Source organism: Anderseniella sp. Alg231-50, assembly GCF_900149695.1.
Taxonomy (GTDB): Bacteria; Pseudomonadota; Alphaproteobacteria; order Rhizobiales; family Aestuariivirgaceae; genus Anderseniella.
On record NZ_LT703006.1, the window covers coordinates 307,417 to 327,990 of the forward strand.

Genomic DNA, 20,574 nt, shown 5'->3' on the forward strand with positions numbered 1-20,574 from the left:
CGGCACCTTGATATGCATCAAGTACCGGGCCTGAACCGCCATACAATGCGGCACCCGAGAGCCCGCAACACCAGAGAGGCGTGTGTCGCTTCATGAATTGCTCGCGCAACTGAACCGAAACCCGCCGGATCGTCCCTGATCCCTGTCTCAGGGTGACCAATCCCGTTCAGGTCTCATTGGCGGTGCGGGCAGCAAACGATCTTACAATTGACTGAAAGTTGTCGGTTACGGGCGACAGGCGTGTACGGGTTCGCCGCAGAATATGGATACGCCTTCTTGCCAGCGGCTTGACCACCGGCAGAAATTTTATGTCACCGGCAGCATTGTCGACCACCAGGCGCGGCAACACCGTAATGCCGACATCGGCACGAACCATTGCCAATAGCGACGTGGTGTTTCGAACCATCAGCATCGAGTTTGCGATAATACGCTGAATGGCATCGTCAGTGATTTGCGCGCACAGCCCGTTGGCGATGAACGGCCATGATGCCAAATCATCCCAGGAATGCTGATCGCCTGAAGTCACCAGCGGATGATCTGCCCGGCATACGATGCCGAATGCGTCCGAAAACAGGTCTTCGCTTTCAATCTCGCTGTTTAACCCCGGGCCGGTTGCAATTCCGAGATCGACACGCTCACGTTCCAGTTCACGCAACACGGCGGCCGAATCCATGTCCTGGATATCAATATGGACGTTCGGATGATCCCGCAGGAATTCCCGCACGATCCTGGGCAGGATGGTTTCCGCCACGGATGGCACGACGGCAATGCGCACGACGCCGGACCTGCCTTGCGCATAGTTCTCTATGGCGGTGACAGCACGCTTGAAATGATCGAGTTCGCGTGATGCCTCGTCGAGCGTAAACAGTCCCAGGGCAGTGAGCTTGCTCTTGCGCTCGGATTCAAACAACGGCGCGCCGAGATGGTCTTCCAGTTGTTTCAGCATCATGGATACAGCCGACGGTGTCCGCCCCAGCTTATGCGCGGCATCCGCCAGGTTGCCGTTGCGGGCAACAGTGACAAAACACCTGAGCATCTCAGTTTTTATAGCCAATTACAATTTTCCTGAAATTTACTTAAGAAATTCGATTTTGACTGAAGTTACAAGCCGTGTCCATACTTGCAGTCGGAAGCGCCCTGCCTGGCTGGCGGCACTCGGCGCACGGAGGGGATATGACCAAGCAGAACTTCAGCTTCATCGGCGGCGAATGGGTCTCCGGCGAAGGCGAGATCGAAAACCGGAATCCATCAGACGTTTCAGACCTTATCGGCACCTACGCCCAGGCCGGTGTGGACCAGCTTGAAACTGCTCTCGACGCCGCGCGCGCAGCACAATTACAGTGGCGCAACAGTGGGTTGGAGCAACGCTATAATGCCCTGATGGCAATCGGTCAGGAAATGATTGCCCGCTCTGCAGAGCTTGGCGAGTTGCTGTCTCGCGAGGAAGGCAAGCCCCGCGCCGAAGGCGTGGGAGAGGTTTACCGTGCAGGTCAGTTCTTCACCTACTACGCCGCCGAGACACTGCGCCAGATAGGTGATACCGCCGATTCGGTCCGCGCCAATATAGAGATCGACATACGGCGCGAGCCTGTCGGGGTGGTTGCAATCATTTCACCGTGGAATTTCCCCATCGCGACTGCGAGCTGGAAAATCGCCCCGGCGCTGGCTTTCGGCAATGCTGTCATCTGGAAGCCCGCCAACCTGACGCCTGCATCTGCCGTCGCCTTTGCGGAGATCGTGGAAAAACAGGACCTCCCGCGCGGGCTGTTCAATCTCGTAATGGGGTCCGGCAACGCTGTCGGCCAGCACCTGGTGGAAAGCTCGAAAGTGGATGCAATATCGTTTACCGGCTCGGTGCCGGTCGGCAAGTCCATTGCAGCGGCAGCCCAGAACTTCACCAAGATACAACTTGAAATGGGCTCGAAGAATGCCCTGGCGGTGATGGACGATTGCGATCTTGATCTGGCGGTCTCCTGTGCCCTGAACGGTGCGTTTGGCAGCACTGGCCAGAAATGCACTGCGTCGTCCAGACTGATCGTGCACGAGGGTGTGCATGATGAGTTCGTGGACAGGCTGGTAGCCGGTGCGCAGGCTTTCAAGGTTGGCCATGCGCTGGAGGAAGGTACCCAGATCGGCCCGGTCGTCAGCGCAGGGCAACTGCAGGGCAATCTCGACTACATCGAGCTCGGCAAGTCCGAAGGAGCCGACTTGCTGTGCGGCGGCGGCCGGCTGGAGCTTCCGACCGACGGCTATTACATGCAGCCGGCCGTATTTGCCAGCACTGACAATGCCATGCGTATCAATCGCGAGGAAATGTTCGCCCCCATTGCCTGTGTCATCAAGGTTGGCTCCTATGAGGAAGCCCTCAACTGCGTCAACGACACCTCGTTCGGCCTGACGTCGGGCATTGTCACCCGGTCACTGTCGCGCGCCTCGCATTTCCGCCGCAACGCCAGAACCGGCTGTGTAATGGTCAACCTGCCCACGGCGGGAACAGATTATCATGTTCCATTTGGAGGGCGCGGCGACAGCTCCTACGGCCCGCGCGAACAAGGCGGCTACGCGAAGGAATTCTATACCACGGTCAAGACTGCCTACATCGCGTCCGGTGATCCGGAATGAGCCAGCCGGACCACAGCCCGCGGATCGATTGCCTGCAATATGCCAACTGGTCGGAGAAAATCTTCCGCCAGATGCGCAGCGGCAATGTTGATGCGGTGCATGTGACGATTGCCTATCATGAAAACTTTCGCGAAACGGTCCACAACATCGAACGCTGGAACCGGTGGTTTGAACAGTTTCCCGATCTGATCTTCCAGGGCCGCACCGGAGATGATGTGCAACTGGCGCGCGAAACCGGCAGGACCGCCATCTTCTTCGGGTTCCAAAACCCCTCGCCAATGGAAGATGACATCGGCCTGGTCGAAGTCCTGCACACCCTCGGCGCCCGGTTCATGCAGCTGAGTTACAACAACCAGTCCCTGCTCGCGACCGGATGCTATGAGGCTGATGACAGCGGCATCACCCGCATGGGCCGCCAGGTCATCAGGGAAATGAATCGCGTCGGCATGGTCATCGACATGAGCCACTCCGCAGAGCGCTCAACCCTCGAAGCAATCGAAATTTCCGAACGCCCCATTGCCATCACCCATGCCAACCCCGCTTTCTGGCACCCGGCCTTGCGCAACAAGTCCGACGACGTGCTGCGCGCCCTCGGCCAGTCAGGCGGCATGTTGGGGTTTTCGGTTTACCCGCATCACCTGAAGGGCTCTTCGGACTGCTCCCTGGAGAGTTTTTGCGAAATGATCGCGCGCACGGCCGACCTCATGGGACCGGAGCGGATCGGGATCGGAACCGACCTTTGCCAGGACCAGCCGGACACGGTCGTCGAATGGATGCGGGTCGGCCGCTGGACCAGGGAAATCGACTATGGCGAGGGCTCGCGGGACAACGCTGGCTTTCCAAGAATGCCGTCATGGTTCGGTGACAACACCGACTTTGCAAACATTGAAACAGGCTTGCGTGCCACCGGAATGGACGCCGCAAACGTCGCCGCGATCATGGGGGGTAACTGGCTCCGGTTCTACCAGGACAGTTTCGGCGCACCTACTTCGTCAGCCTCCGAAAATCGAATTCAAGCTGCGCAATAAGCAGTAGGGCAGCAGGTTTTCCCCGGAAAATCCAACGCTCACAAAAACCTCCACAACAATCACTGGGATAGGAACATGACTATAAAACCACCTTTTACAGATCTGGAGATCAAGAAATCTCCGGCAGGCTTCTATGAAGGCTACAGCATACCCATCGCCCTGATCAGCAAGCTCACAATGGTGCTGCTGGTGATATGGGCGCTGGTCTGGCCTGCCAACGCAAATGGCGTATTGGGCAGCGTCAACTCGGCCCTGCTGCAGGGCTTCAACAGCTTCTACGTCGTTATTGTCGGGCTGTTTGCCATTTTCCTGGCGGTGCTGGCAATTTTACCACAGACCGGACGGCGCCTCATGGGCCCCGCCGGTGAAGCCCCGGAGTTTTCAAATTTCTCCTGGTTTTCAATGATGTTCGGCGCCGGCCTCGGTGTTGGCCTGATGGTGTTTGCCACCGCTGAACCGCTCGGGCTTTGGGGATCGAACCCTGAAACAGTTTCGGGAGCCGTAAAGGGCAACAGCCCGGAAGCGCTGACCAGCGCCTACAGGTACACATTCCTGCACTACGGTTTTCATGCCTGGTCCATCTATGTGGTGACCGGCCTGTCGCTTGCCTATTATGCCTATACGCGCGACATGCCGCTGACAATCCGCTCGGCGCTGACGCCGCTGTTCGGTAAGCTCCTGAACGGCCCGGTCGGTCATATCGTCGACGTTCTCGGTGTCGTGGCTACGATCCTGGGCGTATCGGTCACCATCGGCTTCGGCGTCAGCCAGTTCATTGACGGCATGTACGCCATTACCGGCATGGACTGGATGATGGATCTGACCGGTGACGCACCCAAGCCCGGAACCGTCGGTCTTATCGTCGGCCTCGTGTGCATCATGGGCATGTCGATCATCTCGGCAGTTTCCGGTGTGGGTCGCGGGGTGAAATACCTGTCGAACCTCAACCTCGTGTTGTCTCTCATCCTGCTGACGACATTCGTCATCTTCGGCTCGTTCCTGTTTGCCATGACGACATATGCCACGGCACTGGCCGATTACATCTGGAACTTCCTGTCACTGTCGTTCGGCGCATACGGTCCGCAGTCGGCTGACGCTTATGCAGCAGCGCTGCCTGCGGAAGCCAAGGCGGCTGCCAGTGAGCTTTATGGCGGTGCCACCAATGCCTGGGGATCACTGGACGGTTTCCAGAAGGGTCTCACAGGATCAGCAGCCGCGCTCGCACCTGAAGTTCAGGCTGCCGCTTACAGCGCTGGCGAACAGGGCCGCCAGTTCGGCTGGCAGTCCGGCTGGACCACCTTCTACTGGGCATGGTGGATTGCATTCTCGCCGTTCGTCGGCCTGTTCCTTGCCCGCATCTCGAAGGGCCGCACGGTTCGTGAGTTCATCCTCGGCTGTGTCATTGCACCGTCGCTGGTGTGCTTTGCCTGGATGACCATTCTGGGCGGCACGGCAATCGACCTGGAACTGACCGGTGATGCCAATGGCGCGATCATAGCCGCGTCCAACACAGCCAAGCTGTTCGTCACCCTCGGCCAGATGATATCCGGCGGCTTCCTGTCGGCCATCACCATCATGTGTGTCGTGCTGATCATGACATTCCTGGTGACCTCGGCTGACTCCGGCATCCTGGTGATGAACACCATCATGTCCGGCGGCGAGCAGGAAACCGGCATCAAGCACCGCATCGTGTGGGGTGTCATCCTGACGCTGGTGATCGGCACACTGCTGGTTGCAGGCAAGACCAATGGCGGAGCCGACCCGATGGAGGCCCTGAAAAGCGCCATGATCATCGGCGCGCTGCCGTTCACCATGGTCATGGGCCTGATGTGCGTATCACTGACCAAAGCGCTTTATCGTGACGGTCAGCGGGACAAGCACGCAGCAGCCAGCGAGGCAGCCCCGGCTGAGTAAGCAAGACTGACCTGCCGCACTACCGGCCCCCGCTGTTCACCCAGCGGGGGCTTTTTTGTGTTTGCACCACTCGCGTAAACAGTCTGGCGGCTGCCCAACGCGCAAGCGCATCCAGCAAACTGGCCGTAACGTCAGTTTAATGATAAAAGTAACGCGCACAAATTTCCGGCCCCTGCCGAAATCACGCAACCAGACGGCTGGAGCCCTGACACCTGCAATGTGAAAGGACCTCGCCATGCCCGAACCGGATTTCAAAGACGAACTTGATCCACTGGCAAATATCGCCACCGCGGCGGAACTGCAGGCCGATCTTGATGTTCTGATGTTCCTCAACGATCCGCAACACACTGACGCATCGCTGGCTGCCGCCCTGAAAGAGTTCGTGGCTGACGCGGGCCAGGCCGCCGCCGGCATTCTGGAACGGCGCGGCAAGGTAGGCGCCCTCACCCGGTATTCCGAGCTTGGCGAGATTGCCGGGCTTGACCCGAAGTCGATGGAGGCACTCATGCAGTCCGGGCTGCGGCCGGACTGGCTTACAAAATCGCCGCCGTCCACCAGTGTGAAGGTATCGGTGGCGTACCTGTCTGCCCTGCATGCCGGTGCGCTGTGGTGGGGCCCGCTCCTGGCATCGTTCGCCTGGGGGTCCAACCCATGGCTGGTAGCTAATGCCAATGCAGGAGACCTGGGTTACTGCTACGGCCTGAAGCAGAAAATGTATGATGATCGCATCAAGCCGCTTGAAAGGGATGTCAAGCGACTGGAGGTCAAACTGGAAAAACTGGAGAAGAAACCATCGACGCCACAGAACCAGCAACAAATTGCGGCCGTAGAGAAAAACCTGGAGACGGCAGATGACAAGCTGGCGGAAGCGCTCAAACCACTCGAGAAACTCAGAGATTATGCCGACGCTGACGACAGGGAACATGCCTGGTGGATCATCCGCGCCAATGTGTACGAGTACATCAAGGCACTTAAGGCAGACCTCAGGGTTCAGCAGGCGCGCAAGGCAAAAGCCGTAAACGCTGGCAACGCCGCGGAAGCCAACAAGGCCCAGGCCGCCATCACCGGATTGCAGGACAGCATCAAGGAGTGGGGAGATTCCATCACCAAGACAGACGCAAAGGTAACTGCAAAGCAGCCCTGACCGGACACCTGGCACAAGAAAAAAGGCGCCGCAATGCGCGACGCCCTCTATTCCTTGATAACCCCCAGATCGGATCAGTCCAGACTCTGGCCTGATGCAACCCAGCGACCGAAGTTCGGCAGGTCAAGCGTTGCCCCGACGCGGTCAAATTCGCGCATGGAATTACCGCCGAAGGCATAAGTGGTACCAACCATGATGGTGTGTTCAGTGTATTGACCATCATCAGCGCCGGGTCCAGCTCCCTCATTGTCGAACCTTGCGCCGCGATAACCGACATAAACCGGTGTGTCGCCGATAACCGGCAGACCGGCCAGAATCATATCGTAGCGCACACCCCATTCGACAATGTCCATTTCATAGGAGTCGCCCGTGTCCTGATGTCCGTCTACATAGGCCACCTGTGCCTGCAGGCGGCTGTCCGGCGTCATGAACCACCGTGCCACGCCACGCACAAACACTGCATCATGAAACGCGTCTTCCCTATCAGCATCCTGAACATAACCATCCAGATAACCGGCCTGCACATAGAATGTCAGGTCGTTGAGATACAGCTGTGCCTCACCGCCAACCGCTACGAAATCGTTCCTTTGATCATCGCCGCGCCCGGCGCCAAATGCCCCGAAGGCGCCAAACGCACCCATGCCGGGATCGCGGTAGGTCAAGTGCGCACCCAACTGGCCGGAATAGTCAAACGCATCGTCACCGTCTTCATCGAACGCGTTGTCCGTGTACTCCAGATCACCATCCATCTGGATCGTCAGATTTTCGCCCAGCGGCAGGCTCAGGCGTCCGCTCAGCCCGGAAGAGAAATAGCTATCCGGATCGACGTCTGCGTTAGCCCCCCCCTGGTTGCCGATGAATGTGTAGCCGTTCCAGCTGTCAACGATACCGGAAACAACCAGCTGTTGAATCTGCGCGTCGTAGTCTGCCGCCGACGCGGACTGCGCCGACATGGCAAGTGCGAGTGCCATAATTGATGTTGCCGTGAGTTTTTTCATGCTGGTTGCCTCAAACGTATTCGATTCGAATTCGGTCATAAACTAACCGCAATACACTGACCCGAACATAGGTAACTTCTTTATCCACACCGATTTTTCAAAACTGTGACATTTTTGCCACACTTCCTGATTGGCGACCATTCCCGCCAGATCGGCGTGCCCCGACAGGTTTCATCGGCCAACGAACTACGCAAGGCAGGTCGTCAAGTTGCTGAACTAGCAAACCCTGCCCGGGGCGGAACGCGCTGCTAGCTGCAAATTCAATCACTGTTCATAGAGAACCAACCCGATGCCCGGGCCAGCCAGCACTCGCATGATGGTTTATGTGAATTCTACGAGTTATTGATTTAATTGGAAAATTTGGTGGGCGCACAGGGATTCGAACCCGGGACCGTCTGATTAAGAGACCAAACATGAACCGAACTCAGGCGATGTCTCACGATCGCAGTGAATGACTAAGCACTTGTTTTAAAAACATTTATGTGCGCTATGATTAGCACCTGATGGCAGACGGTTTCATTGCGATTGCTTCCAAATTGCTTCCAAATGCCTCCGCGCTGCTTCCAAATTGCTTCCAGTTTTCGGAGGTTCGGATGCCACGAATAACCAAAAGCTTCATCAATCAAATCGTACCGGATGGTCATGATCAATTCATTTGGGATAGTGCCCTTCCGGGTTTTGGATTGCGCGTTTCCCCCACGGGTGCAATGTCCTTCCTTTGCCAATTCCGCGTCTCCGGCCGGCAGCAACGTCGATACAGTATTGGCCGCTTCGGGAAACTCACTGTTGAACAAGCCCGAGCAGAGGGTCAGCGTATCCTGGCCATGGCACAGTTGGGTCAGGATCCGTCCAGCGAACGACAATCGGCGCGGCGAGTTCCCACTTTCATCCAAGCTTACGACGAATTTTTGGACGATCATGCCATTAAACTGAAGCCGAAATCAGCAGCACAATATCATCGCTTTGGAACCAAAGTCTTCACGCCCTGTTTCAAAGGGCTAAAGGTAACTGAGATCGAGCGGCGCGACGTGACCAAGCTACATCGGGACATGGCCAATACACCTATTTCTGCCAACCGCGCCCTTTCGGCGTTATCGAAGTTCTTCAACTGGTGTGAGGCGAACGGAATTAGACCAGACCACAGCAATCCTTGCCGCCACATAAAGCGCTACAGGGAGCACAAGCGTGAGCGCTATTTGAGTTCCTCCGAACTTCGAAGACTAGGAGAAGCCATCTGCGTGGAGGAGCAACGCGGTGCCGTTTCGCATGACGCTGCAAATGCAATTAGATTGTTGATGTTGACGGGAGCCCGGTTGAGCGAAGTTTTGACCTTGAAGTGGGACTACGTTGACTGGGAAAGGAGATTGATTCTGCTCCCAGACAGCAAGACGGGTCAGAAGACCATTTATCTAAGTGCACCAGTATTGGAACTGCTGGAAAAAATCCAGCCGATGCCTGGTAACATATATGTAGTCCGGGGACAGAAACCGGGAAACATGATGACCGATATTCGCCGACCCTGGCGCATAATCTGTCAGAAGGCCGACTTGAAGGACCTCCGTATTCATGATCTCAGGCACAGTTTCGCAAGCGTCGCAGTCAGCAATGGCCTTTCGCTACCCATGATTGGAAAATTGTTAGGCCATGCATCCACTCAGACTACTGCCCGCTATGCCCACTTAGCTGATCATCCAATCATCGAGGCGAACGAGTTGGTGGGAAGAGCAATTGCGAACGGATCAACAAAATCGATGCCGTAGCCGGAGAAGACATTCGTGCCTTTGTTGACTACTCACCGCGCCTCTCGGAACGGCAGAGTTGGGCGGGAAGCGGACGTTCGTCGCAGGTGCAAACTCGATTGCGGTTTCCATTCATAGCGGACGTTCGAAGTTCGGTCACCGATGCCGATTCTTCTTTATTAAATTGCAAAATTCCCATTTCACGCGGAAGCGCAGGCAGTATTAATCGTAGTGTGTTGCATTTTGATCTAACCATTGAAGGCGCCGATCGAGTTCAATCTTGGGGTCCGCTTTTATCAAACGCTCTAGAATCTCCGGTACGCCACTAAGATTTCCAACATGGCCTGGTCCAAAGAGGCACCACAATAGGCCGAGGGTTTCGTGTGGAAAATCTTCTGGAGCTTTTGATCGCTTGATTGGAAACACTCCGCCGGTTTGCTCAAGTCGCATGAGATAAGGCCTCAATTGTTCAAAAGCCTCTGGAAACGCTTCTCCTGAATTGACCGCAAGTTCGGTGAAGTGACGTGTCAGACCACTTTTGCGCAGGGTACGTTCGCGCGGCCAAACCCTTTCAAGGAGAGGGCCGATTGCATTTCGCCAAGCCTGTTCTGGTCCCCCCTCAATTTTCACGACCCACTGGCGCAGGACGTCTGAGGCACCTACTCTGAGTCCCGAAGACCCGCTTCTTAGGATGTCGGCAACATCATCCAAGGAAAGCCCCCAATCCTCAGGTGACGACTCATTGCGGATCAATGACAGTGCCGGAGACAGGAGGTTTGCTGCCGCAGCGATTGCATCGGACCTATTGCCGTCCAAATCTTTCAGACCTAGCTTGATGGCGTTCGAGAATGTTTTGTGAGCCTTCGGCGAGATGTGCCCATGGCCAACCAATACGGCCCGCAGGCCAACCGCTTCAGGCGTATCGCCTGACAGAGCTTTGTTCAGAGCAGAGACCACGTTCTGTCCTTCTATACTCATCACGAAGCTGATGTGACGGATTAATGTGGCACGCGCCATGGTGCCTTGCCGCCCACTCGCTGTTGCTGCGGTTGTGATTGCAGCAACAAATCCTGGCGGCACACCAGCGCTACTCTTTCTGACGGTTTCTATATCTATCAGCGCGGCTTCTGTAAGCTTTCCACCCGGCAAATTGATTGCTGCGTTGTAGAGGTTACGATCTCCGTTTATCGGCTCATTGTCATGAGCGACGGCGATGGCGAAGAGCCTTGACCACCAGCCTTCGGTGTCTGGCAATTCTTCACGAGGCGCTTTTGTGAAAAGGTCAACGAGTTGCCGAATGATGGCAGCGAGAAAATCATCCGAGGCAGTTCCAAGTATTCTGAACGTTTCAATTATTAGATCGCGTGTGGTTGTATCCAAGTTCTTTTTCGTTGATGCAAGGGAATTGACGAAGTCACGCCAGAGAAGCGCATTGACTTCGTCAAGAGGAGCCTTGCTCAACGTATCAAACGCTCCTCTTGGGTCGGTGTGGCAATACGCCCACCACCCTTCTTGCTTGTCGATGTCTTGGCTACGAATGGCTTGGTGTGCGACTTCCAGCCGTTGCTCGTCCTCTGCTTCTATGATGGGCTGAGCGTCACCGACGACAGATCGGACACCGTGTGAGTAAGAACTGAAGAAATCTCGATCTTCCACGTCGCGTTCAAGGTAGTCTCTGCGCTCCTTTATCGCAGTAAGTTCCGCTCGTCCGGCATCAGAAATAGCTTCAGCTTGCCGCAACATCTCTAGACGGAGCCAGACTGCGGAGTCACGTGCATGCTCGCGCCAATCGACCTGCCCTTCTTCGACTTGAAAGCGCTCATAAAATTTGCCACCTTCAGAGAGAATACGGCGTTCTATTTTCATTACCAAGTTGCGATCGGCGTCACGGGCGCGGCTCAAAAGCAAGAGTGCTATCTCCCGTTTCAGCGACCAGAAGATACTCAGAGAAAGCGCTTCCAGCCCGACCATCGCGTCATCAGAGGAATAGAGTTTCGGCTCCCGAAGTGAATGTAGCCACAGTCTCAGCCCTAGGATACCTGGCAGTTGCCTCCACGATTCCGCCAGACTGCGGACTGCTTCTCGATCGTCTGTTGTGGCTGTCTTAATGAGCCGCGCAATAAGCTCAATAAGAAAAATGGGCCCGTCGCGATGCTCATTCTGCTCGTGTGGTTCTATCGACGGCACCGAGGAACCAATGCTGTCGTAATCTTCTGCTATGCACTCAGCATCGATAGCTTGTTGGATGACCGCGTGTAACTTTGCTGTGGCCATACGGATGATCATGTTTGGCTTCGACACTTCGACTAGCGAATCGACAAGTTCCGCTGCTCCATCTCTGTCCTGAATTGCAAAACTCAGCCACGCGAGATCGGATAGCTTCGACGGGGGGTCTGGTATTGACTCTCCGTAAAGGTGGCTTCGATTTGGTTCAATCTTCAGAGTTGGAGTCAGAAGCTCCACGGCTTCTTGAATATCCAGGTTGAGAACCAATGAAGCGCGCAGTCTTTGTTCCACAGAGTACATGCGCATATCTGTATCCAACATCGACTCTAACAAACTCTTCGACAGCAATCGCCATGCGCGCATCCATAGCGCCGGTATATCCATTGCCTGCCCCAACCGGCGATCTAATTCGTCGGCAAATGGTGTCCTGAGTCGAGCCCGCAAGGAAACAGCCAGATTGAAACGATCAGCAGACTGAAAATCGCGAGCTATCCAAGCTGCTACAACCCAGGCCGCGTCACGATCGGTCCAAAGTTCATGCTGTACGAAAAAGTGGAACCACTCGGGATCAACAATTGCCGTTGTAGCTATTGACCACAGGTCGCGATGATCAGCGAATAGCCATTTGACGCGATCAAGCTCTTCCTGGCTGACTCTGTCGTGGGACTTCACAAGAATCTCCTGAGCCCATGTGCGACGTGTTGATCGCGGTCGCTCTACCACGTCAGCCAATTTTCCAAGGTCTCGCCACATTGCTGAGTGGCTGTTTCGACCAGTTGCAGGATCCGGCACGTATTCATAAGGGATTGGTTCAACTGCCAAAGTTGACCACCTGACGTCATGCCCATCTCGGTCATCTACTGCATCCAATGCATAGACCGGACGCAGGTCCGGAAACCGCTGTCGATCAGCCTCCAAGACATTTAAGAAGTAACGAAATGGCGCATCGCCAGCACTATAACCAACAAGAACTATTGTCTTGCTACGACAGAGATCAAAGAGAAACCGAGATGCCCAACCGGAGCGCATGTAAGCATCTCCGTAATCAGCGCTGGTCACGACCAATGCCGTCTCCTCCAGATCAAGATCTTCGTCTGCGATCCGACCATGAAGATGAATTATACCACCGAAATCGGAACTTCCTGGGGGTGGTAGGTCTTGTCCAGCAGAGCTGAGCGATCTGATTCCCTCAGGTTCAGCTTTTTCAAGCAAAGCTCTCTCGATCAACGTATCAAAGTTGGTTGTGACGATGGTTGGCTTGTTTTCAATGTTCCGTGAAAGCCTCAATATTGTGTGGTGATTGTCGAGATTCAAATCCATTGGAGGTTGCAGGAGTTTAACAACAGTCCGTATCATATGGGTTGGGTCGACAATCCGGCGGCTGAGTGAACCCAACACCTCTTCGTAACGATCATTCCCGAATGCATGCTGTTCTGAAGGGTTCATTTGAACGTTTAGGTCAGCGAAGCACGATTTAACCAATCCGCCAAAGTCAGGAAGCTGTGGCGCACTTACACCCGCGCCACACAGAAAAACTACTTCTCCCACCAATAGTGCATCCACCAGCTGGGAAGGGAATGCCGGGCCTTCTTTAGAAAAACGTAGGGGCACGATACGGATACCTTGCTTTCGGAGCATTGAAATTGGAAATCTATAGTATGATCTTGATGCGTTGGAAGCGCGTGTTCATTTTGGCGAGATGCAATGCAGCATGTAAAGGGCGCAGGAACGGCAACATTGGGCCGATTATGAGTGTGAGTACTGGGCGCGTATACGTATGAAAATGCCCCTAAGAAGAAGTGCCGCGAGGTTAGAGCGCTCTGAATTTCTGTCGTATTCTGTTTCCATTTCGCATCACTTTTGCAGTGGCGATGCGAATGTTAGGCTGTTCTTATCAACACATCAGTGTATCGACGCATTTGGCTCATGGAGAGTAAATTGAACGACGACCTGCAACAGGCCTTGGGAAAATTGGCAGACACAATCGACCAAAAGCTGTCAGAGCCGCCAGAGCAAAAATCAGCAAGCAGTTGGGACAAGGCGAAAGTCATCGCCAACTGGGTGGCCGCAATCGCTGTTCCTGTTGTCCTTGGACTCTCCGGATACTTCGTAAACCTGGCGCTAAAGTCACAAGAAACGCAATCAAAGATGATAACGTTGGCCATTGATATATTAAAAGAAACGCCTGATCCATCTGAGGACACCAGAAGTGTACGAACGTGGGCAGCTGATGTGATCAATCGTTACTCTGATGTGAAACTTCCACCCAAGACGAAAGAAGTGATCATTGAACGACGAGCACTCACCGAGCTTCCAGGCGACTACCAATCTCCAAATCAACTCTCAACTTTGCAAACCGTGAGATACAGAACGGCAATTCAATCAGTAGGTTTCTTGATTGCGAATCTTACGTATTGCACTGCTTGGCTGTACGATGACGATCTGATCATAACCGCGAGCGTCTGTGTTGAAGAAAAACTATCAGATCTGTGGGGATTTCGCTTGGGATACTATTCATCCAAAGAGTTAGGCGATACCTACAAGATCAAGGAAGTTGTGAAAATTGAAAAATCTACCCAAGTCGCCGTGTTAAGGCTGGAACAGAGCCCGCCCAGTTCAATTAGTAGGTTGAAGCTCGAAACGCGACTGCCTAAGGCCAATGAGAAAGTTTTTATGGTGCATCATCCAAGCGGAGGCCCACTAAAAGTAAGTGATGAGAATTGCTTGGTGCAAACACCATCCTCAGATTCGGACCACTACATGACCTTCCGATGCAAATCGGAAGGCGGCAGTGCCGGAGCCCCAGTGATTGCGGTTAGCGACGGAAAAGTCCTTGGGGTACATCTGGAAGCCATAGATGCGGCTACGCACCTAAAGCGTGCATCGATCGTAGATCGTTTCGCTCGATCACTTCAAAATCCTCACTAAGTGCCATACTTGGACGTTTATCCAGCAAAACTGGATGTGTTCAAATCAAATGAGACGGTTTACTATTACCCCAAAATTGGGCTTTCGAAGTCGTTTTCCTGCACAGCGATTTGCAGCACAAAACAGGCATCGGCATCTTCGCATGTGAAGTGAAAAACCAAACGGCTGCTTAGGTCTACTGCTTCGCACAACGGTCGGCCAACGCGAATGGCAAGAAAGGGCCGATAGTGAAATCAATTGGGTTATCGGTTTCAGTGTTTCTGGCGCACCGCAAAAGGCAGCATCAAGCCCAAATGGACCAATGCTGCGGGGCGCACGAATGTCCGCTTTCGGTCTCATGATAGTTTTGTCGACTCAAAAGCGCCGGTGTGACGTTCCCTCAATCTCTAGATAACCCGACGACCGGCGCGAATGCGGGGTAGTCAGTCGTTGGTGGCACGACTGAGATCGAATACAACATCTCGTCAATATAACCTCGATGGTATGTTGAGTGGTTTACCGTATGAAGCACCATCTCTTGCCGAGTCATTGCGCCCTTCGAACCATCAACAAAAGTGAAGTTGACCACCTTGTCCGCGCTGTCATTATCTAGCTGGTCCGCGTAGTCGATCCACCAGGTATCCATATCTTCGACCCTCGACCGAAGCTCCGCCAGCGTTGTTGATTGCTCCGTATTCTTCGCCCGATACTGATGTTGTTTTCCGTCGAGATGCGCACGGAAAATGTCGTCGATGACGTAGTTGTGGGCAAGTGTCGACAGGATCGACGCAAAACAACTCTGCCTTGGCTTGTAGATTTCATCTTGATCTAAGGAGGCCAGCGCGGTGAAGGTTTTTGCGTTTGCCCATGCCTTATAGCGGCACATCTTTTGGACGAAATTCATGGCGAGTTCCTTACCAGATTTGATCGAAGCTACAAGCCCATAAAAAGTGTTTCTTTCAAAGTTACCGAGGCAGACATTGGAGCAAACTGCAGCGAAGCTTCACTTTGTCCGCAAAGCCGACTTCTGACTCACCAACTTTTCTCGCACTGCACCGAATGACTGCTTTGCGGCAATTGTTCTGTGATCGCTGAACGGCAGCTATGGGCCGCAACCGCAAAGACCTTCCACTACCCCAATCTGCAGAGTTGGGAATTATGCGTGTGACGACCGCAACCAAGTAGTGAGGGCATCAACATATCCATCAGAAATGGTGCAAATCGTCGTTCGGTTTTCATTTCGGGCCACCATAAATCCTGCGAATTTTGGAATCCCCGGTGGAAGTGATGCATCAGAGATAGGCTCAGCACTTTTCGTAAAGTAAGTGTATTTCCCGTCGACGAAGGCAATGGCAGCGATTCCATGGACAGTTGCATAGTCAATTGCACCACTTTGAAAGCCAGATGTCGAAAATACCATCGCCTTATGAGCGCCAACGTCTCGCAACTTCGAGTGGAGCGCCATTAGTACTTCTCGTTCAACGGGGCGTTTTAGCCGCTTACACTCTATCAAGATGGTTAGCTCGGCACCATCAAAGATCTGAAAACGTGCAACGGCGTCGATGGTGAACTCCCCAGATGTCCCCGTCATTTTTTCCAAATGGTCGACATTGAAACTCGAAAGTGAACCCTCAGTTTCTTTGAGCCATCGAACAACCTGTCGCTCATACTCCTCGGGCGTGATTTCAGCTGGTTCACTGGGCATCCAAAGTTGTTCTTTATTCATTCATGATTCCCCGGTTTGCTGAATTGGTATTCAATTCTCTAAGATGTCAGCCTTTTAAATCTTGTGTCTCTACATCAGTTCATAGCGCTGTTTATGATGTCTACTTCTCAGAAACCTCCTCTGACAAGCCTGATCTTGAGAATGGCAGCTACGGGCCGTTGGTTACGCGAGAGCTTGCGTCGTCGAGGGGCAGTCGCGACCCACAAATGGGCCTTGGACCCATGTCGGAAACTACCTTGCAAGTGCTGCGGCGTAATTGGCCCTAAACTAACTCCACAATCACCGTGTTTGGCCCAATTTCAATCGGCACTTCGGACCTATAATCTGCGACCTCGGGCCGAATTTCACTGTGTGTATCGGCATCCAAGTGAGTTTCGAAGACACTTACAGAACAGGTCACTGGATTGCCGACATTGGCCACAGGTATGTTTGCCTTGATCCTCAGAGTACCGGTCTCCTCCCTTATCATTAGGCGGAGAGGTGCCGTACTTCCATCGGAGAGAAGCAGGCGGGACATGTGCATGACGGTCAGCGCATATAGCGTCACAAAAGCTTTGCACTCTAAGAATGCCTCTTTATCCGTATCATCCAGCGCCCTCCCATCGATAAGCGTACTGGTGAGGTCTTCCATAAGCTCGTCATCGCTGAAGGCGGTCTCCCAGACGAACGTGCCTGCCAACCAATTGAAAGCGGCTTCTTGTCGACCTTTTGGTCTGCGACCGTTGGCAAGTTTCTTCGACGCCTGTTTAAAGTGGGAGCGCGCCTGCTGCCGCGTCATCCCTAGCGCGTTCATGATCCGGTCGTCCGGAGCGATCTTTAGGTTCGCTTTGGCAATCTTTTGCGCCTCTTCGAGTGTAGGAATGTGGCCGCTCATCTGCGCAAACCAAGCTCGAGCGCTTACTTGCATTTCCGCTGCGCGTTTCATCACGATCCCTTTGTCACGTTCGCTACGATGAGCAGAGAAGTCGCCAACTTCTCGGACAGTAGGTCGAACGGAGTCTGAAAAGCGCAGATCCGTGAACAGCCGATCGAGATCCGTAACGTTCCGCTCTCCACGCAGAAGACGATCGACCCGTCTCTTATGATCAGTCAAATTCACGTTTATCTCATCAAAACCATAAGCGACACATTAGGAGGTGTAAGCCCCTTACAATTGCTTGCTATGACCAGTCTTGATACATACCATAAGGTCATTCAGGTGGCACGGTGCACCAGCACATCCGAATACGCACCTGTAATGTTTACACATTCCGTATGTATTGAACCGTTCGGCCAGCGCTATTGTCCGGAACACAGGAGTAATGTGAGCATGCCGAAGGACATTTACTCGAGCTTCACTGAGCTTTTGGCCAAGGAAGTAGAGGGAGTCGATTATCGAATTGAATTGCTGGACCGAGGCTCCGAAAACTTGATCATGGCTCCACACGGCGGGAGAATTGAACGTGGCACGTCTGAGATCGCACGCAGCATTGCTTCCAAACACCTATCTCTTTATCTATTCGAAGGCATTAGACCGGGACTGGAACATCATGAACTTCACGTGACGTCTCACAAGTATGATGAGCCACAAGCTCTTTGGGCCGTGAGTAAGTCTATGCGAGTGCTGGCGATACATGGACGCGCAGACAGGCGCGACACCCAAACAATTTGGATTGGCGGCCGAGACACTTCTGCTCATGAAGTGCTCCTGTCTCGCCTCCAGTCAGCAGGGTTCAAATGTCAGATTCAAAGCAAGAGCCTTGCTGGAAAGCACTCAAACAACATTTGCAATCGAGGCATTAGTGCAAGAGGCGTCCAGCTAGAGATTCCAAGATCGCTTCGAGACGAGCTCCTCGAAAACGATGATCAACTCCGTAATCTCTCAACTGAACTCAGGGAATCAATGTTAGAGCTTACCTAATGAACATCGGCTAAGGGCCGGAAGTAGACACAGCCGTACTATTCTGATCAGAGTATTGTAGTTCGATTCATCTAACGCAAGGCCAAGTACGATGCTCGACGAAGAACGCTTCAAAAACCGAAAACAAATGGTGCGATGGTTTGATCCAAGTGTACTCGTCAAGGTGTTATATCCGGTCATCATCTCTAAGGTATTCGGTGAATACGGAGATCGCAGACTGGTGCACGCCGCACTCGATCCGGCCAAAGTTAGCGAGTATCTCTGTCGGTCAGACATTCGAGCGTGCCTCAAAAAGGATGAGGATGAGGCAATTTGGTTCGATTATGCGGCTGACACAGGTGACGGGTTTAATTCAACATTTTCGGTGGCGTATTCGCTTGCTCAAGATTCATTAGAACTTGACCAACACCAAACCGAGCGCGGCAGTCTGTTGGTGATGGGCGGCGACCAGGTGTATCCAGATGCAGCGCGATCGACCTACAACGAACGGTTCTTTGATCCGTTTTCGTGGGCGATGCCAGATCAAGAAGATGTTGCTGAAAAAGAGCACCCACTGCTCTATGTGGTTCCAGGAAACCACGATTGGTATGATGGTCTCACGTTGTTCTTGGCATTTTTTTGCAAGCGAGAGCGCCAAAAGGTGGGGCATTGGCGTGTGCCACAAAGCAGAAGTTATTTCGCGCTTCAATTAAGTCACAAGTGGTGGTTATGGGGCGTGGATATAGGTCTCAGCGAAGACGTCGATCAGCCTCAAGATGAATATTTTAGAGCAATTGCAAATGAGATGCCGCAATCGTCAAAACTCATAATCTGCACCGCGGCTCCCGGTTGGCAATACAACCAGGTTCACGGTGATGAGATCAAGTACCACCGCGCGTACGGCAGCTTAGGGCACTACGCCACGATTGCTCGGGAAGCAAACAGAGACATTGAGATCCCGCTCGTACTTTCCGGTGATACCCATCACTACAGCCGCTATTTCGCCGAAAAACAGGGTACGCAGTTCATAACGGCCGGAGGAGGAGGTGCATTCTTGCATCCGACCCATCACCTACCCGCAGAGATGGGGGTTAAAGCATGGTGGTTTCGGAAGATGGACACTATTCGCCAGGCTCAAATTGTTGACAGCACAAGTTCTGCCCCATCGAGTTCTTTGAACGGCTCAGAACATTCGGCTGCGTGTTATCCGTCGCAGAGCAAGAGTAGGCAACTTCTTTGGCCCAATCTTTGGTTCGCTCTGAGAAATCGGAAGTTCTCGGCTGTTCTGGGACTAAGCTATGCAATTTTGGGTATGTTGATGGTAATGTGGAACGAGATGTCGACGTTAACCGATATTTTCACAAATCCCTTCTGGATCGCCGCTCTGCTGTTTTATGGAATCGTATTTTGGGGATATGCCGACAGTCGAATTTGGATCAACAAAGGTAAAATCTATTGGCGGAACAGCTCTCCCAAAATCCGCAAACTGTTGTTAGCCGCGTCGCACACCGTACCCCACATAGTTGCACTCACGCTGTTGACGAGCTTCGTGTACTGGCTTGGGATAAAAGATATCGGGCTGAAGTTCTGGAGTTGGTCGTTCAATTTCTACTTTGCTGGATCGATGATCACAATCGGTGGCTTGATCGCAGGCACCATCTTCGGAGTCTACCTTCTTGTTACTTGTCGTATATTAGGTTGCCATCCGAATGACGCATTCAGCAATATGAGCATGGATACGTATAAGAACTTTGTTCGAATACGCGTCAAGGGCGACAAGCTAACAGTGTATCCGATTGGAATGGACACCGTTCCAAAAGACAATCAGTGGGAGTTGAACAAAAGCACCGGTACGAAACGCAAAGGATCTTGGGTCATCCCCAAATCCCCGCTGTCACACAGGCTAATTGAAGGCCCACTTGAGATTTCATAGTCGGTGGAATCATGTTGGTGGCAAAAGGTAGGTCTTTTTTTGTGCCTGTTCGTGAGGTTTTTCAGTTTACACGATAGCTTTTGGTACATTTCTGCCGTCCACGACCGGTCGGATTTTGCCCTTTGCACCGATGCCCGCTTTGGTTCGCTGCAACCGCGAAGACCGGAGTTCTGTTGAACGTCCGCTAAGGGCCGAATTTCGCCAGAAACCAATGGCCACTGAGCTGGAAATTTCGGTGCCGCCCGATCCAGGAGACCCGAAGTTTGCAACCCTTGTCTGTGCCTTAAAGACTCTAGGCTTGAGGCTGTCTGTTACACCGCTGGCAAAGTATCCAATCTGTTGCCTAGCTTCTTGCTTGCGTGAGCCTGCACGACTCAACAAGTGGTCTATAATCACCCCACCCGACTTAGCAGACTTGGATCAGTGAGAATGCAGCCTGAATTGGCTATCTGCTATCT

14 protein-coding genes are annotated in these 20,574 nt (G+C 53.3%); 8 read left to right on the plus strand and 6 right to left on the minus strand.

What is annotated here, in order from left to right; translation table 11 throughout:
* Positions 1-166: 166 nt before the first annotated feature.
* Positions 167-1,054, minus strand: a complete 888-nt coding sequence (locus tag DHN55_RS19595) for a LysR substrate-binding domain-containing protein (RefSeq protein ID WP_108883230.1) — start codon at positions 1,052-1,054, stop codon at positions 167-169.
* A 119-nt stretch (positions 1,055-1,173) separates the two neighbouring features.
* Between DHN55_RS19595 and DHN55_RS19600 the strand changes: the two genes are divergently transcribed.
* The 4 genes from DHN55_RS19600 to DHN55_RS19615 all read left to right on the plus strand — a co-directional run bounded on the left by DHN55_RS19600 (position 1,174) and on the right by DHN55_RS19615 (position 6,708).
* Complete coding sequence (locus tag DHN55_RS19600) at positions 1,174-2,622, plus strand: aldehyde dehydrogenase family protein (protein WP_108883231.1); 1,449 nt, start codon at positions 1,174-1,176, stop codon at positions 2,620-2,622.
* Positions 2,619-3,650: a membrane dipeptidase gene (locus DHN55_RS19605; RefSeq protein WP_108883232.1), complete on the plus strand. Its 1,032-nt coding sequence runs from the start codon at positions 2,619-2,621 to the stop codon at positions 3,648-3,650. The genes DHN55_RS19600 and DHN55_RS19605 overlap by 4 nt, the downstream gene beginning before the upstream one ends.
* Positions 3,651-3,725: 75 nt before the next feature.
* Positions 3,726-5,564: a BCCT family transporter gene (locus DHN55_RS19610; RefSeq protein WP_108883233.1), complete on the plus strand. Its 1,839-nt coding sequence runs from the start codon at positions 3,726-3,728 to the stop codon at positions 5,562-5,564.
* A 235-nt stretch (positions 5,565-5,799) separates the two neighbouring features.
* Positions 5,800-6,708, plus strand: coding sequence for a hypothetical protein (locus tag DHN55_RS19615; protein ID WP_108883234.1), 909 nt, complete (start codon positions 5,800-5,802; stop codon positions 6,706-6,708).
* Between the two features lie 74 nt (positions 6,709-6,782).
* Here DHN55_RS19615 and DHN55_RS19620 read toward each other — a convergent pair whose 3' ends face one another.
* Positions 6,783-7,706, minus strand: coding sequence for a hypothetical protein (locus tag DHN55_RS19620; protein ID WP_337660564.1), 924 nt, complete (start codon positions 7,704-7,706; stop codon positions 6,783-6,785).
* A 503-nt stretch (positions 7,707-8,209) separates the two neighbouring features.
* On the opposite strand from DHN55_RS19620, the gene DHN55_RS19625 reads away from it, so the two are divergent.
* Positions 8,210-9,466, plus strand: coding sequence for a tyrosine-type recombinase/integrase (locus tag DHN55_RS19625; protein ID WP_108883236.1), 1,257 nt, complete (start codon positions 8,210-8,212; stop codon positions 9,464-9,466).
* A 201-nt stretch (positions 9,467-9,667) separates the two neighbouring features.
* Here DHN55_RS19625 and DHN55_RS19630 read toward each other — a convergent pair whose 3' ends face one another.
* Positions 9,668-13,282 (minus strand): SIR2 family protein, encoded by a 3,615-nt coding sequence (locus DHN55_RS19630; RefSeq protein ID WP_337660565.1) that lies wholly within the window; start codon positions 13,280-13,282, stop codon positions 9,668-9,670.
* 327 nt (positions 13,283-13,609) lie between these two features.
* On the opposite strand from DHN55_RS19630, the gene DHN55_RS19635 reads away from it, so the two are divergent.
* Complete coding sequence (locus DHN55_RS19635) at positions 13,610-14,599, plus strand: trypsin-like serine peptidase (protein WP_337660566.1); 990 nt, start codon at positions 13,610-13,612, stop codon at positions 14,597-14,599.
* Positions 14,600-14,978: 379 nt separating this feature from the next.
* Here the strand turns inward: DHN55_RS19635 and DHN55_RS19640 are convergent, their stop codons facing one another.
* From DHN55_RS19640 to DHN55_RS19650, 3 genes are all read right to left on the minus strand, one after another.
* The gene (locus tag DHN55_RS19640; RefSeq protein WP_108883239.1) at positions 14,979-15,482 is read right to left on the minus strand and encodes a DinB family protein; all 504 of its coding nucleotides are present in this window, start codon (positions 15,480-15,482) and stop codon (positions 14,979-14,981) included.
* A gap of 252 nt (positions 15,483-15,734) precedes the next feature.
* Entirely contained in the window at positions 15,735-16,304 is a 570-nt protein-coding gene (locus DHN55_RS19645; RefSeq protein ID WP_108883240.1) for a restriction endonuclease, read from the minus strand.
* Positions 16,305-16,566: 262 nt separating this feature from the next.
* Positions 16,567-17,403 (minus strand): hypothetical protein, encoded by an 837-nt coding sequence (locus DHN55_RS19650; protein ID WP_337660567.1) that lies wholly within the window; start codon positions 17,401-17,403, stop codon positions 16,567-16,569.
* 210 nt (positions 17,404-17,613) lie between these two features.
* Between DHN55_RS19650 and DHN55_RS22635 the strand changes: the two genes are divergently transcribed.
* A complete protein-coding gene (locus DHN55_RS22635; RefSeq protein WP_443111142.1) occupies positions 17,614-18,204 on the plus strand; it encodes a poly-gamma-glutamate hydrolase family protein in 591 nt (196 codons plus the stop codon).
* A gap of 91 nt (positions 18,205-18,295) precedes the next feature.
* Positions 18,296-20,116 carry a metallophosphoesterase gene (locus DHN55_RS19660; protein WP_108883243.1) on the plus strand — a complete coding sequence of 607 codons (1,821 nt, stop codon included), beginning with the start codon at positions 18,296-18,298 and terminating at the stop codon, positions 20,114-20,116.
* Positions 20,117-20,574 lie beyond the last annotated feature (458 nt).